General features: G+C 41.1%; 13 protein-coding genes. 5 read left to right on the top strand and 8 right to left on the bottom strand.

Annotated features, from left to right (window positions below; genetic code table 11):
* Window positions 1–34 precede the first annotated feature (34 nt).
* The 3 genes from RAH45_RS09590 (at window position 35) to RAH45_RS09580 (ending at window position 4758) form a co-directional block, all read left to right on the top strand.
* Entirely contained in the window at window positions 35–1525 is a 1491-nt protein-coding gene (locus RAH45_RS09590) for a CoA-acylating methylmalonate-semialdehyde dehydrogenase (RefSeq protein ID WP_306495216.1), read from the top strand.
* A gap of 498 nt (window positions 1526–2023) precedes the next feature.
* Complete coding sequence (locus tag RAH45_RS09585; RefSeq protein WP_201560993.1) at window positions 2024–3544, top strand: aldehyde dehydrogenase family protein; 1521 nt, start codon at window positions 2024–2026, stop codon at window positions 3542–3544.
* Window positions 3545–3600: 56 nt separating this feature from the next.
* Window positions 3601–4758 (top strand): iron-containing alcohol dehydrogenase, encoded by a 1158-nt coding sequence (locus tag RAH45_RS09580; RefSeq protein ID WP_201560994.1) that lies wholly within the window; start codon window positions 3601–3603, stop codon window positions 4756–4758.
* Window positions 4759–5140: 382 nt separating this feature from the next.
* Here RAH45_RS09580 and RAH45_RS09575 read toward each other — a convergent pair whose 3' ends face one another.
* The 3 genes from RAH45_RS09575 to RAH45_RS09565 all read right to left on the bottom strand — a co-directional run bounded on the left by RAH45_RS09575 (window position 5141) and on the right by RAH45_RS09565 (window position 8230).
* Window positions 5141–5731, bottom strand: coding sequence for a recombinase family protein (locus RAH45_RS09575; protein WP_306495215.1), 591 nt, complete (start codon window positions 5729–5731; stop codon window positions 5141–5143).
* 389 nt (window positions 5732–6120) lie between these two features.
* Entirely contained in the window at window positions 6121–7242 is a 1122-nt protein-coding gene (locus tag RAH45_RS09570) for a Fic family protein (protein WP_306495214.1), read from the bottom strand.
* Between the two features lie 742 nt (window positions 7243–7984).
* Entirely contained in the window at window positions 7985–8230 is a 246-nt protein-coding gene (locus RAH45_RS09565) for a helix-turn-helix domain-containing protein (protein ID WP_102076934.1), read from the bottom strand.
* A gap of 116 nt (window positions 8231–8346) precedes the next feature.
* Here RAH45_RS09565 and RAH45_RS09560 point away from each other — a divergent pair, with 116 nt between their 5' ends.
* A complete protein-coding gene (locus tag RAH45_RS09560; protein WP_102076933.1) occupies window positions 8347–8556 on the top strand; it encodes a hypothetical protein in 210 nt (69 codons plus the stop codon).
* Between the two features lie 65 nt (window positions 8557–8621).
* Here the strand turns inward: RAH45_RS09560 and RAH45_RS09555 are convergent, their stop codons facing one another.
* From RAH45_RS09555 to RAH45_RS09535, 5 genes are all read right to left on the bottom strand, one after another.
* Complete coding sequence (locus tag RAH45_RS09555; RefSeq protein ID WP_306495213.1) at window positions 8622–9023, bottom strand: DUF4172 domain-containing protein; 402 nt, start codon at window positions 9021–9023, stop codon at window positions 8622–8624.
* Window positions 9024–9167: 144 nt separating this feature from the next.
* A complete protein-coding gene (locus RAH45_RS09550; RefSeq protein ID WP_102076932.1) occupies window positions 9168–10670 on the bottom strand; it encodes a tripartite tricarboxylate transporter permease in 1503 nt (500 codons plus the stop codon).
* Between the two features lie 5 nt (window positions 10671–10675).
* On the bottom strand, window positions 10676–11131 hold the full coding sequence (locus RAH45_RS09545) for a tripartite tricarboxylate transporter TctB family protein (RefSeq protein ID WP_068406033.1): 456 nt from the start codon (window positions 11129–11131) through the stop codon (window positions 10676–10678).
* A gap of 117 nt (window positions 11132–11248) precedes the next feature.
* Window positions 11249–12286 (bottom strand): Bug family tripartite tricarboxylate transporter substrate binding protein, encoded by a 1038-nt coding sequence (locus tag RAH45_RS09540; RefSeq protein WP_193031295.1) that lies wholly within the window; start codon window positions 12284–12286, stop codon window positions 11249–11251.
* 300 nt (window positions 12287–12586) lie between these two features.
* Window positions 12587–13876 carry an SLC13 family permease gene (locus tag RAH45_RS09535; protein WP_193031297.1) on the bottom strand — a complete coding sequence of 430 codons (1290 nt, stop codon included), beginning with the start codon at window positions 13874–13876 and terminating at the stop codon, window positions 12587–12589.
* 297 nt (window positions 13877–14173) lie between these two features.
* On the opposite strand from RAH45_RS09535, the gene RAH45_RS09530 reads away from it, so the two are divergent.
* Window positions 14174–14899: a GntR family transcriptional regulator gene (locus RAH45_RS09530; RefSeq protein ID WP_238060313.1), complete on the top strand. Its 726-nt coding sequence runs from the start codon at window positions 14174–14176 to the stop codon at window positions 14897–14899.
* The last annotated feature ends 27 nt before the right edge of the window (window positions 14900–14926 follow it).

The following is a 14926-nucleotide window of genomic DNA, read 5'->3' as shown; positions in this document are numbered from 1 at the left end:
GTATAAACTAAATGCTATAAAAGGAATATATATTATGCAAACTATCGGACATTTTATTAATGGTCAGGAAATTAATGAAGCGAGCCAAACACAACCTATTTATAACCCTTCTACTGGTGAAGTAAGTAAACAGGTTGCTTTAGGTAGTTCTAAAACTATTGATGAAGCGGTTATCGCTGCAAAAGCGGCCTTTCCAGCATGGCGTAAAACGCCACCGATGAAACGCGCTAGAGTCATGTTCAAATTCAAAGAGCTATTAGAAAAAAATGCTGATGAAATTTGCAGGCTAATTGGCGAAGAGCATGGAAAAATTTCGCATGATGCCGCCGGTGAATTACAACGCGGTATCGAAAACGTTGAATATGCTTGTGGTGCACCAGAGTTATTAAAAGGCGAACATAGTCGTAATGCGGGTCCAGATATTGATTCTTGGAGTGAGTTTCATCCACTAGGAGTAGTGGCTGGCATCACCCCATTTAATTTTCCTGTTATGGTTCCTCTTTGGATGTTTCCTATGGCTATCGTCTGTGGAAACACCTTTATTCTAAAGCCATCTGAACGTGATCCAAGTGCATCGCTGTTTATCGCAAAACTTTTAAAAGAGGCGGGTTTACCTGATGGTGTTCTTAACGTCGTTAACGGAGGTAAAGAGGCGGTTGATGCTCTATTACATCATTCAGATATTGAAGCTATAAGTTTTGTAGGATCTACTCCAATTGCTGAGTATATCTACACTACAGCAACAGCCCAAGGTAAAAGATGTCAAGCTCTAGGCGGGGCAAAAAATCATGCAATCGTCATGCCTGATGCGGACCTAGATAATGTGGTCACTTCTCTATTAGGGGCTGCATTTGGCTCGTCAGGCGAACGTTGTATGGCTTTATCTGTTGCGGTAGCAGTAGGTGATGATATTGCTGATAAAATGGTTGAAGCATTGCAGCCGGCAATACAGCAACTAAAACTAGGTGCTTATTCGGACAAAGAAAATGATTTTGGCCCTGTCATTACTCAGGCTCATAAAACTAAAATTTTGGAGCATATCAAAAGTGCTGCAAACCAAGGAGCAAAAGTAATCATTGATGGTTCTAATGCGGCACCAGCAGGTCATGAGAAAGGGTTTTTCGTTGGTCCTACTCTGATAGACAGTGTGACAAAAGAGATGGACAGTTATGATGCAGAAATTTTTGGTCCAGTACTTCAAATTATGCGTGTTCAGACAATGGAAGAAGCTATAGAGCTTATAAATGAACATGAGTATGGTAATGGAACGTGTATTTATACCAGAGATGGAGAAGCGGCTCGCTATTTCGTTGATAATATCCAAGTCGGCATGGTTGGGGTAAATATCCCATTACCAGTGCCAGTAGCATCACAAAGCTTTGGAGGTTGGAAGCGCTCATTGTTCGGAGATCTATTTATGTATGGTCCAGACGGTGTAAGATTTTTTACTCGCCGAAAAACTGTTACTCAGCGTTGGCCTAGTGCAGCAATACGAGAAGAGAAGCAGTTTTCTATGCCAACATAAAGCTCGTCTATATTAATCTCAGTTCGAAAGTCCACTAATACAAGTTTAAATAGAAACAGGACCTCTTACATGGGCGAAATATAAAGTACAAGCGCTTAAGCCTCTAGATAATATTCTAATCAACCACCGCTCTTTAATTGAGACGGTGGTTTTCAAGTTGAAAAATATGCAAGACTAAAATCTTTACAGATTGTGCTGTTACAGTACCCACTGCTAATCTGATATCAGGCTTGATTGCTTATTACTAGTATTCTTTTAAATATACTCTTAAAAACATACCTGCATAAACATATCTGAAGAATTCTCATTTAATAATTTGCTTATGGTGCCATTACACTAATAAGAATTGACAAATCAAAATTACTACGTTAAAAGTATACATAACGATAATCATCTTATCGTTATGTATACTTTTTTATCTACGTCCTTTAATAAGCAATGTAGAAAATATTGCTGTAAACAGTATGGATACTGGGACAAAAACAAGAGGGAACGAGCATGATTTATGCAGCACCAGGACACGCAAATAGCTTACTTAGTATTAAGCCACGCTACGGCAACTACATCGGTGGCAAATTCGTCGAACCTATAGGAGGCGAATATTTCATTAACAATACTCCAATAAACAATGAACCTTGTGGTGAATTTCCACGTTCTCAACAAGCTGATGTGGACTTGGCCCTTGATGCGGCCCATGCCGCAGCAGAAGCATGGGGTAAAACCTCCGTCCAAGACCGTTCATTGGTCTTATTAAAAATAGCTGATCGAATCGAAGCCAATCTTGAATATCTAGCTGTAACTGAAACTTGGGACAATGGTAAACCGATTCGTGAAACTCTCGACGTTGACGTACCACTTTCAGCAGACCACTTCCGCTATTTTGCTGGCTGTATTCGCGCTCAAGAAGGTGGTGCATCTGAAATCAACGAAACTATGGCAGCTTACCACTTTCATGAACCACTCGGCGTGGTAGCACAGATTATTCCATGGAACTTTCCACTCTTGATGGCCGCATGGAAATTGGCACCTGCACTTGCAGCTGGTAATGCCATCGTACTTAAACCTGCCGAGCAAACTCCACTGTCGATGACCGTACTGTTGGAGTTGATTGGCGACCTCCTACCAGCGGGTGTACTCAACGTGGTACATGGTTTCGGTAACGAAGCTGGTGAAGCACTTGCTTCAAGTCGTCGCATTGCTAAAGTCGCCTTTACCGGCTCAACCCCAACTGGCATGCATATCATGAAACATGCTGCAGCCAATTTGATTCCAAGTACTATGGAGCTTGGCGGTAAATCGCCCAATATTTTCTTTGCCGATATTATGCAGGCCAATCCAAAATTCATCGATAAAGCTGTCGAAGGTTTGGTGATGGGCTTCTTTAACCAAGGTGAAGTCTGTACTTGCCCCTCGCGTGCATTGATACATGAATCTATTTACGAGCCTTTTATGGCCAAGGTCTTAGAAAAAGTCCGCAATATCCGTCAAGGTAATCCTCTGGATACAGAAACCATGCTGGGTGCGCAGGCCTCAGCACAACAGTTTAAGAAAGTATTGGACTACATCGAAATTGGTAAAAATGAAGGTGCAGAAGTCTTAATCGGTGGTGAAAGCCAAGTGCCATCAGACACACTAAAAGAAGGCTACTATTTACAACCCACCCTGCTCAAGGGTCATAACAAAATGCGCATCTTCCAAGAAGAAATCTTCGGCCCTGTTGTCGCAGTCACTACCTTTAAAGATGAAGATGAAGCCATTGCTATCGCTAATGATACTGAATATGGTCTTGCGGCAGGGGTATGGACCCGAGATATCAGTTTGGCCTATCGTATGGGTCGCGCTATAAAGGCTGGTAGAGTCTGGACAAACTGCTATGGTCTACATCCTGCGCATGCGGCCTTTGGTGGCTACAAAAATTCAGGTATCGGTCGTGAAACCCACAAGATGATGCTGGACCATTATCAACAAACCAAAAATCTCTTAGTCAGTTATGACGACAATTCAATGGGATTCTTCTAAGGTCTCCATATAGTCACCACCCCAATCTGATCCATATTTAAAAAGGATATTTACTTATGCGTTATTATGATTATTTAGTACCTAACGTCAATTTCTTTGGTCCAGGCTGTTTAGAAGTCGTAGGACAACGTTGCCAAATATTAGGTGGAAAACACGCTTTAATCGTCACCGACCAGTTTTTAGCCACGCTCAAAGATGGTGCTGTTGAAAAGACTATTGCCTACCTCGATGCAGTCGGTATCAGTAGCAGCGTGTTTTCTGGTGTTCAGGCAAACCCTAAAGATTCCGATGTAACATCCGGACTAGCATGCTACCAAGATAATCAATGCGACATGATCGTTACCGTAGGTGGGGGTTCACCACATGATTGTGGTAAGGCAATCGGTATCATGGCAACACATCCAGGCAAGATTGGCGACTATGCGGGCATTGATACACTGAGCCATCCACTTCCACCGATCGTTTCAGTAAACACCACGGCGGGCACTGCCAGTGAGGTCACACGCCACTGCGTGATTACCGACACCGAAACTCATTTAAAGTATGTCATCGTCAGTTGGCGTAACCTGCCTATGGTCTCAATCAACGATCCATTGTTGATGATTGGCAAACCACGCGCCTTAACGGCTGCAACTGGTATGGATGCCCTAACTCATGCTATTGAAGCCTATGTTTCAGTAGATGCCAATCCAGTTACCGATGCAGCTGCCATTCAAGCTATCAAACTGATTGCTAACAACCTACGCACTGCAGTCGCCAATGGTAGTGATCTTAAAGCCCGCGAAAATATGGCTTATGCTTCGCTATTGGCGGGTATGGCCTTTAATAATGGTAACTTAGGTTATGTGCACGCTATGGCACATCAACTCGGTGGTTTATATGACATGCCACATGGTGTTGCCAATGCGATATTACTACCGCATGTATGCCGTTATAATTTAATCGCCAATGTACAAAAATTTGCTGATATCGCAGAATTTCTCGGAGAAAATACAGTAGGTTGTTCAGCGATAGAAGCGGCTGAAAAAGCCATTAATGCCTTGTTTAGACTTTCTGCCGATGTCGCCATCCCTGGCCATCTCAGCGAATTAGGAGTCAAAGAGCAAGACTTTGAACTCATGGCAGATAATGCATTAAAAGATGGTAATGCCTTTAGTAATCCACGCAAGGGAACAAAAGAAGATATCGTATTAATTTTTAAAGATGCATATTGATGATGTATCAATAAATACTGTTGATATTTACTATTGGCAGTTTAAAGAATAACGAGAAAATAGATGAAGCTATCCTAGGTAATAAAAATTATTGAGGATAGCAATTCCTAATCTAATGCGGTTATCAAAATTAATCAAGAGAACAATGCTGAGTACGAGTATCGATGCCTATAAACACGAATAGAAAATGCATAGTAAGTACATTACAAAGCACACTGCGTACTATTTCATAACCCCCCCATGGCATGACTGGTCCTTGTGCCCCCATTTGGATTAATATTTAGGGGTGACAACTATTCTGCCATAGGGGGAGGGCAGTATTTTCCAAAATATATTAGCCCATCATTATTATGATGGGCTAATATTTAAAATACCTCAGCTGTTAGCCCTGTTTTAAGACACGATAAACGGTCGCAACCCCCGCACCTACTGCCTTAGCGATCTCTTCTTTGGTCATATTGGTTTGACTGGCCAACTCTCTAATACGGTTGTGTTTTGCGGTATTCGGCTTCTTGCCATTAGGTTTATAGCCGCTATTGGCCAATCCTTGCTTGATACGCTCTCTACGCTTATCGTTATCCAGCTTTGCCATGGTTGCCAGTAAATCGATCAGCATATCGTTAATGACCTTTAGAATCTCTCCAGACATACCCTCGCTAACCGTATGCGTGGTTGGTAAATCCGCCACCACCAATCGTAAGCCCTTATCTTTGATACGCTGCTTTAGAATCGCAAAATCATCTTGAGATAGCCGGCTTAATCTATCCACACTTTCGACCAGCAGAATATCGCCTTCTTCAGCATCATTGAGTAACAGAGTGAGTGCTGGTCTATCAAGCTTAGTACCACTGAAATGCTCTACGTACTCAACATGGTTATCATCATAGCTTTGGCTAAAGCTAAGCAAGTCAGACAAGGCTCTCTTAGCGTCTTGATCCTTAGTGCTGGCTCTCACATAAATACGAACGGTCATAACGCGACCTCTATTACTTAGACTTAATAATTAATGTTCATTGATAATAGCAAGATATTACTATCATTTAATTTTAGAAACAAGTCTAATGATAGCTAAGTTATCGTTTAGAAGTTTTATGTTTTAGGTATAGGCTAATGATAGGTTTTCAGGTGTACTCACTGGTTTAGTATTACTGTAATATGTATATTGTTTTGATTAACTATAAAAACCAAAGGGGGCTGAGCTATGCTGAAGAAACCGTAGAGGTAAACTTGGTAAACTAAGCGTATTAATCGGAGCTTACCAGAAACAAGAAAACTACCTCCTAGAGCCGAATTTAAAGCTGAAGCTGTCAAGAAGGTTGCGGGAGGGTATAACTAGGACTAGCTGTCAATCAGTGCCCAAGCTTATAAAACAATCTCATAATTTGTACTACGCCCTGAAGCAGCGGACTTCTCTAACATTCCTTTTTCTATCAAATCATTGATATCTCGAAGTGCGGTATCAATCGAGCACTTATTAATAGTCGCCCATTTTTTAGTGGTCAACTTGCCGTAAAAGTCACTCATCAAACTATTAAGCATCTTAATCTGTCTATCATTTAACGCATGATGTCGATGCATCTGCCAAAAGCTGGCTTTATCCATAATTTTATCGGTGGTCGCTTGAGCTGCAAGTAAAGCGTCTTTCAGCGTTTCTAAAAACCAAACCAGCCACAAAGTAATATCGCGATCGCCTTTTTGTGTACGTTCCAACACCTTATAATAATCATTGCGCCGATTTAGAATTTGCGCGGACATACTATAAAAGCGCTGAGCGCTACCATCACTTTTTGCTAGCATTCGCTCCGTGATTGCTCTTGTCAGCCGTCCATTACCATCATCGAAAGGATGCAACGTCACAAACCATAAATGCGCGATACCCGCTTTAATGACCAAATCTAAATTATCTTGCTGGCTAGACGGCATATTAAGCCACTGTAAAAAAAGATCCAACTCATCAAAAATCCTGTCTGCATGAGGAGCAACAAAATGCACTCGCTCTCGGCCATAGCCTCCTGAAACTGCTTGCATAGCGCCTTGACTGTCATCCCGAAGCTTACCGACTTTAATACGATAAAGCCCGCTATAGCCTTCTGGGAACAGCGCTCGATGCCAACCGAGCAAATCTTCTAACAATAAGGGCTTTTGATAGTGGAATGTTGCATCTAGCATCATCTCAACCACTGCATCAATTTCTCGTGAGGCTGCAGGCATATTATGGTCATCAACCCCTAAATGCCGAGCAACAGAGGATCTTACTTGATCTGTTTTTAAAATTTCACCTTCGATCTCAGATGTTTTAACGATTTCAAGAGTAACGGCGTCTAACTGAGCTTCAACATTTAAATCAAATCCTAGTGTCAGCAATTTTCCGAGAAGCTGACCTTGAAGCAATCGCACTTGGCTTACCAGCGGCAACAGTTTTTTATCTGACCATTGCCAATCTGTCCAATTGGGGTGTTCATGAATATAAGTAACGTGTTTCATAATAAGACCAAAACCTGCAGAAGTTAGAGGGCTATTCTCCTTATATTATGCAGAGATTGAACTTAATAAACAAGGAAAGTCATCGCCGAAATGATGAGTTAAACCTAGCCTTTTTAGTAAAAAGGACAGAAAAAGTGGAGAAAATATAGGTAATTAGCTCAAAAAACCGAGGAGGGAGTGGAGGTAAAAACACTATAATTTTATAGTGCCTATTTACGAAATAAATCTAATATGATTTTAAATAACTTTGCGTTTTCGTGAAGTTAAAAATCGCTGTAGGCATTATAAATAAAGGGATGTAATATAAGATACATTTATGGGTTTTGGTTGACCTACCTTGACATGGTAGAGGTCGCTAGTTCGAATCTAGTTACGCCTACCAGATTCGAAAGCCCCAATCATAAAGATTGGGGCTTTTTTTATGCCCGTTTTATAAGGGCTGTAGCGCAAATCGAAATTATACATTAGTTAAAAACTCTGTTTTTCTATTCGCAAGTAAACTCTATTAAAAATCCTGTGTGCCTAAAATGTGCCCAAGGCGTGCCTAACGTATTTTTGGCTCGTTAAATAATGGAGCTTTTTGACCTCAACCTTAAATACTATCAATGTTTGTAGTTTACATGTTTTGAAAGTCTATATTAGCGAAAGCCCGAATCATCACGTGATTTGGGTTTTTTAATGTCTAACACATATGATAAATCGTATCTAAATCTGCAGTTAACTATACAGCCTAAGCTTATGATTAATTTTTCTTAGAGTCTAGCGCTTGTACATTCTCCGCATCGGAGCTAGCAACATATTCAAAGATATCTCCAACCTCAACTTCTAAGAACTCACACAGCTTATCAATGGTATCAAAATCAATTCTTGATGATTGGTCGTTATATATTTTATGTAACGTCGTTTTGCTGATTCCTGTAGAGCGTACGGCATCCGCTACCTTTAATCTTCTTTCGGCTAACAAAGTCGGTAAATGATTAACTATCACATTAAAACTCCAATCTTAGTTGTAAAAAGTACTTACATAGTTATAAAAATATGTTAAATTACAACTATGATGTTCAAAAGTACCATTATGATTAAACTTTATATAAGGAATGTATTATGTCACACACTTACCTGACAACCCAAGAGCTTTCTGAGCGTATCAAATACAATCCGCGCACGATCCGTAGTGAGCTTAAGGATAGCGTACTTATTGAGGGCATTCATTACATACGTCCTTTTGGTGGTCGCAAGATTTTATACGTTTGGGAAGAAATTGAAAAAGACATGCGCACTGGTATCACTGGTAGCATCAATGAGCTATGCTGAAGAAACCGTAGAGCTAAACTTGGTAAACTAGGCGTATTAGTCGGAGCTTACCAGGAACAAGAAAACTACCTTCCAGAGCCGAATTTAACGATGAAGCTGTCAAGAAGGTTGCGGGAGGGTATAACTAGGACTCGCTCTCGGTCATAGCCTTCTGGGAACTGCGCTCGATGCCAACCGAGCAAATCTTCTAACAATAACGGCTTTTGATAGTGGAATGTTGCATCTAACATCATCTCAACCACTGCATCAATTTCTCGTGAGGCCGCAGGCATATTATGGTTATCAACCCCTAAATGCCGAGCAACAGAGGATCTTACTTGATCTGTTTTTAAAACCTCGCCTGCGATGTCAGATGTTTTAACGATTTCAAGAGTAACGGCGTCTAACTGAGCTTCAACATTTAAATCAAATCCTAGCGTCAGCAATCCTCCAAGAAGCTGACCCTGACGCAATCGCACTTGGCTCACCAGCGGCAACAGCTTTTTATCTGACCATTGCCAATTTATCCAATTTTAATGAGAAGGTAGGCGCTAATTTTCATAAAAAAATGGTGATCATACTTAAAGTATAACCACCACAGCAGAGTGTTTCAAAAACAGAATCGCTAAAAACTAAACAGCAGGCTTAAATTTTCTGCGATAGATACTGCGCAACACTGGCATAAACACCATCAAAATAGCCAATAACCATAACACCATAGTGATAGGGCTGCCCCACAGAATACTTAGCTCACCTTGAGAAATAGATAGCGCGCGTCTTAAATTGGATTCCATCAGCTCGCCCAAAACATAACCTAAAATAAGCGCTGATAATGGAAAGTTTAACTTACGTAAGAAATAACCGAACACCCCAAGTGCGACCATAAAGACCAAATCAAAAGTCGTACTATGGATTGAGTATACTCCAACAAAGCTGACCGCAGCAATTGCTGGTATTAAGATATAATTTGGCACATTTAGCAATTTTGCAAATAAGCCAACCAATGGAATATTCATTACCAGCAAAATAACGTTACAGATAAATAAAGAGGCAATCAGACCCCAAACGATATCAGGCTGCTCGGTAAATAACTGCGGGCCCGGAGTGATGTTGTACAAAGTTAGCGCACCCATCATAACCGCTGTAGTACCTGAACCTGGCACACCTAAAGTCAGCATAGGCACAAACGAGCCACAAGCTGAGGCATTATTCGCTGCCTCTGGCGATGCAACACCGCGCAGATCACCGTCACCAAACGTACCTTTGTCACCAGCGATTTTGCGTTCACTGGCATAAGTCATGGCACTCGCAATAGTAGCCCCTGCACCCGGTAAAATACCAACAACAAAGCCCATTAAACCACTACGTAACATCGCGCCTAAGGTAAACATAAACTCTTTAAGGTTTAATAAACTACGCTTACCTTGCTCAATTACCTTGTGTCCAGTAGTAGTTTTTTCGAGTAAGATTAAGATTTCACTGACACTGAAAAAACCAATCACAATAGTGGTGAATTGAATACCATCAGATAGGTTGACCGAATCAAAAGTAAAGCGGTAAATCCCTGTAACCGCATCGACACCAACCGTCGCTAAACCAAGACCGATTAGAGCGGCAATACCAGTTTTAATGGGTTGATCACCGACCAAACCGCTGAGACAGGTAATAGCAAATACCATCAATACAAAATATTCGGCGGGCCCAAATGAGATGGCCCACTTGGCTAATAACGGGGCAAATAAAACCACACCGATCGTGGCAATCGTCGCACCAACGAAGGAGCTGACGGCGGATAAAGAAAGTGCAATACCGGCCTTGCCTTGTTTGGCTAATGGATAACCATCTAATGTCGTCATAATAGCGCCAGCATCACCTGGCACGTTAATGAGAATGGCGGAGATACGACCACCATATTCACAACCAAGATAGACGGCGGCAAGTAAGATGAGCGCACTTTCTGGTGGTAATCCTAAAGCAAAGGCGAAAGGCAGTAATATCGCCACACCGTTAATAGGACCAAGTCCAGGCAACATACCGACAATGGTACCCAAAAAAGCACCGATAAGTGCAATCAGTAAGTTCTCTGGGGTAGATGCAATAGCGAAACCGTGCATTAAAAATTCAAAAGTATCCATACTGGCTATCCTATTATCCCTGATAATAATCCAAGTGGTAATTTGACATCCAAAAGTATGTCAAATAAGACGTATAAGCCAATACTGATTAACACTGAAAAGATAAAGCTTTTAAGCGGGTTGCCAGCAAATAGTAAACCTACGGCAAAGGACATCAGAATGGTGGCAACAATAAAGCCCAGTACCTCAAAAATCAAACCATAGACGAGTAACGCAAGCGCACAGAGTACTAAGTTTCTAATAATTGGTTTGGTAAGCCCTAATTCTATCGGCTTGGTAAAGCTTGCTGGACGAAAAGCAACAACTAGCGCGCCAAATGCCAGCAATGAAAAGATTAAAATCGGGTAAGGACGAGGGCCGATGGGATCATAGGCAATAGGAGCGACATAGCCAATGGCTAGGTATATTAAAAATAAGCTCACCAGTGCCATTAGCCCAGAAAACAGACGTTCCATAGTCATAATAGGACTCCTAGAATGTTAGGGCAAAAAGGCTGGCATCTCTATTTTCTGCCAGCCTTTTAAGAATACGATCAAACTTTAGTATTCAATCAATAACGTGATTGAACACCAAGCTCACTATTTGGCTTCAGCCTCAACAAGACCGTATTCAGCAGACAACTCACGAAGCTCACCCGTACGCTTATAAACATACTCTTGTAGCTCTTCACCGGTCATAGAGAATGGCAATAATTCTTGCTGTTCACGTAGCTCAGCAAACTTTGGATCAGCAAGCATCTTATCAAAGGCATTCTTCCACCAGTTATAAGCACTTGGGCTCACATCTGGACCCATGTAATATCCACGTACGACCGGCCACGTGACATCATAGCCTTGCTCTTTAGCAGTAGGAATATCGCTCATAGTGCCACCTAACCTTTCATCGGCAAATACGGCTAGGACGCGCAATTTACCAGCAGTGGTTTGCGGCATAAGCTCGGCAATGCCTGCACTAACGGCGGTGATGTGATTACCCATAACCGCTGTGATTGCTTCACCGCCGCCTTCCATTGCAACATAGGTCATGTCGTTAGGGTTGACGCCAACGGCTTTGGCCAATATGGCAGTTTGCATCCAATCTTGACCGCCGACACTACCGCCCGCGCCGAAGCTGACTGATTTTGGATTTGTTTTTAGAACCTTAACCAAATCATCTAAAGTTTTGATGTCTGAATCCGCATTGACGGCGACAGCGCCATAATCTGTGCCGACACCGGCTAGCCATTTCACATCTTTTTCAGTGAATTTACCAAATTTACCTTGCGATAAATTAAGAATAGAGCCGGTTGAGAAGGCAATAATGGCATCACCGTTATCACGATCATTGGCAACGATTTTGTTATAAGCAACCGCACCAACCCCGCCTGGCATATAAGTCACACGCATAGGGTCTTTTAAGATGCCAGTGTCTTTCAAACCCGCTTGAGCAAGCTTACAAGTCAAGTCAAAGCCGCCGCCTGGCTTGGCAGGTGCGATACATTCAGGACGTGAAGGAGCAGTCAGCTCACTTGAGCCATCTGTCGCTGCTGCATCTGTACTGGCCGTTTCATTAGCGTTATTACAGGCAGTCAAAGATAGAATAGATAGGCCAAGAGCCAGATAGGAAAGTTTTTTCACACGACACTCCTTGTGTGTATATTTATACTAAAGTTTCAATAGAATTCTGATCGGCGCAACCCGTTATTAAGGTTTGAAGCTACGATCAGACTAACGAAGTTACTGTACTTCATCAAAATATGTTTTTTTGTCACTGTATAAAAGTAACAGAATATTTTGTAAATGACAAGAAACATATGTATGTCTGTATGAATTTTATTATACTATAGAGACGCATAAGGGTATTGACTATTATTCCTATGCTTAGCTTTCAGTTATAAATAACAAACACTTTTATAGCTTTCTCTTATTTATAAGGGATTAAAAGATAAGTTGGATCACTAAGATTGCTATTATCCCAACACAAATGTCTAAGGGCACAGCTTTGAATAACAGAGCAGTAAAGAGCTTATTTTTTTCTATAACGACTTGAGAGGCGCCTAACATGAGACTACCACCTGATGAAAAAGGTGACAGTGATGAGCTTTGCGCGCCCACAACAATACAGGTAAAGAGTAATAAAGGACTTATGCCAGAAGCAACGGCTAGGGGTAACACTATAGGAAATAAAGTAGGGGCGACGACGCCAAGTGTACTGGCAAATACGGACATGATTGCGCTGATAACGAAGACTAGCGTCGGTATCAACCAGATAGGGACGTTGGTACTGAGCCATTCGGTTAGCTCGTAAATAACTCCTACCTCTACACCGAGGCGAATCAACATACCGACACCGCAAATCATAATAAGCGTATTCCAAGGTATGAGTGCTATCACCGCTCTTTCGTCGCCTAACTTTAAAAATAGGCTGATTAAAGCAAAAATAACCGCGATAAAACCAATATCGATCCGAGCGTTCAAAAACTCAATCGCTGATATTTGCGGCATGAGCAGATTTAAAATGGGCACGATAAGCACAGTCGCCATCATGATAAAAATCAGCATAATAGATTGTTTTTGCTTACTATCAAAAGGCTCTGGCACTGTCGTTTGAATCGAGATTTTGCTATTTTTGGCATTGAACACGCTATAGCCACCCAAGAGAATTACAGGTATGACAAAAGTAGCAGCGAAAACCCCTAAAACATACGTAAAGCTATTGTCGTTTGCCACACCTGCGCCGCGCATCAGCTCCCTAAAGATAACGCCGCTTTGTGAGGTAATAAAGTTAGCACCGGCGAGCGCGCCATAATTGACAGATAAGGTGGCAATGACGATATTTAAATTGGTGCGTTTAGACAAAAGCAAAATCATCGGTGCCATTGTCGCTAAAACGGTGTAATAGCCTGCGCCTAAGCCTGCGACAACTGTAGCAACAAAAAATATAATCAATGGCAAAAATGCTGGAAAATGACGACACCTATAGATTAAATGATTCGATAATTTCTCTAACGCACCGTTTGCGAGAGGGAAGTTATAAAAAAGCGTCACAGCAAAAATAACAAAGAAGATTTTTAGCGGCCATAGCTCAATAATCTCATAAGCCTTTAGACCCATACCGAAACAACCAATCAGATACGAAAACGCAATAGCAAACAAGCCGATATTGATTTTGGTGGTATAGCCTAAAATAATGCATATTACGATGGCTGCGAGAATATAAAGTGTCACAACTGCCCCTTGATTTTAACGGTATGAATTCTATAAAAAGTCATAGCAGCTTTTATAGAGTAAAAAGCAGTACGCTAATATCGAAAAATAACTTTATAAACGATAAGTCAAATAAGCCTTAGCAGCGCCTCTAATTAAGTAGAATGATAGCAAAAAAACTCATATGAATTAGATAAGGTTGATAATAACAAGCGGATCAAAAATACCTATTAAAACGATTAGAATAGTCTTACTTTTACGGCAATAATGTCGCTTAAAAAAATCGAGTTATTAAAAATTTTCCATGACGGTGAAACAATGATAGACAATTTCAAAAACTTTAAAATGCCACGATATGAGCAGGTAAGATGGCACATACAAACCTTACTGACAGAGAGCAAGTGGGATGAAAACACACCTTTACCTAGCGAGCAAGAGTTTGCTGATAAATATCAGGTATCGGTAGGCACCGTGCGTAAAGCGGTTGAAAAACTGGTGGAGGAAGGGGTTTTAATAAAACAGCAGGGCAGAGGGACGTTTTTAAAGCGTCCAGATTTTAATAGCTCATTATTAAGATTTTTTAAATTTCGTGATAAAGAATCTGGTTATGTCACGCCAACAGGAATAATTAAAAAAATCTCAGTGATAGACGCGATTGATGATATTAACCAAAAATTAGATATAGATGAACATGAAGCGCTCATTTATATAGAGCGGGTTCGTATCGTCGAAGACAAAGTCTTACTGAGTGAAAAGATATGGCTTCCTAAAAGCTGTTACGAAGCCTTTACCAACTTGGCGCCTGAAGATTTTGAGAATCTTCTTTATCCTTTTTATTATACAAAATGTGGACAGTTTGTGTCGTCTGCCGTCGAGACTCTATTTTTTATAACCAATCATATAGACCCTTATTTAGGCAATAATAAACAAGAAAGTTTGGTTAAAGTATGCCGTATTGCCAAAAATTTAGAGGGTGACCCTATCGAGTATAGAGAGTCATATGGACTGGCAGGGAAATTTAGTTATGAAATCAATATCATTTAATCATTATGATAGACCGTCAATAAAACC

The sequence above is a fragment of the Psychrobacter sp. van23A genome (genome assembly GCF_030845275.1).
GTDB classification, from domain to species: Bacteria; Pseudomonadota; Gammaproteobacteria; order Pseudomonadales; family Moraxellaceae; genus Psychrobacter; species Psychrobacter faecalis.
Note: the sequence above shows the minus strand (reverse complement) of the source record. Positions and strands in the feature narration are given on the sequence as shown.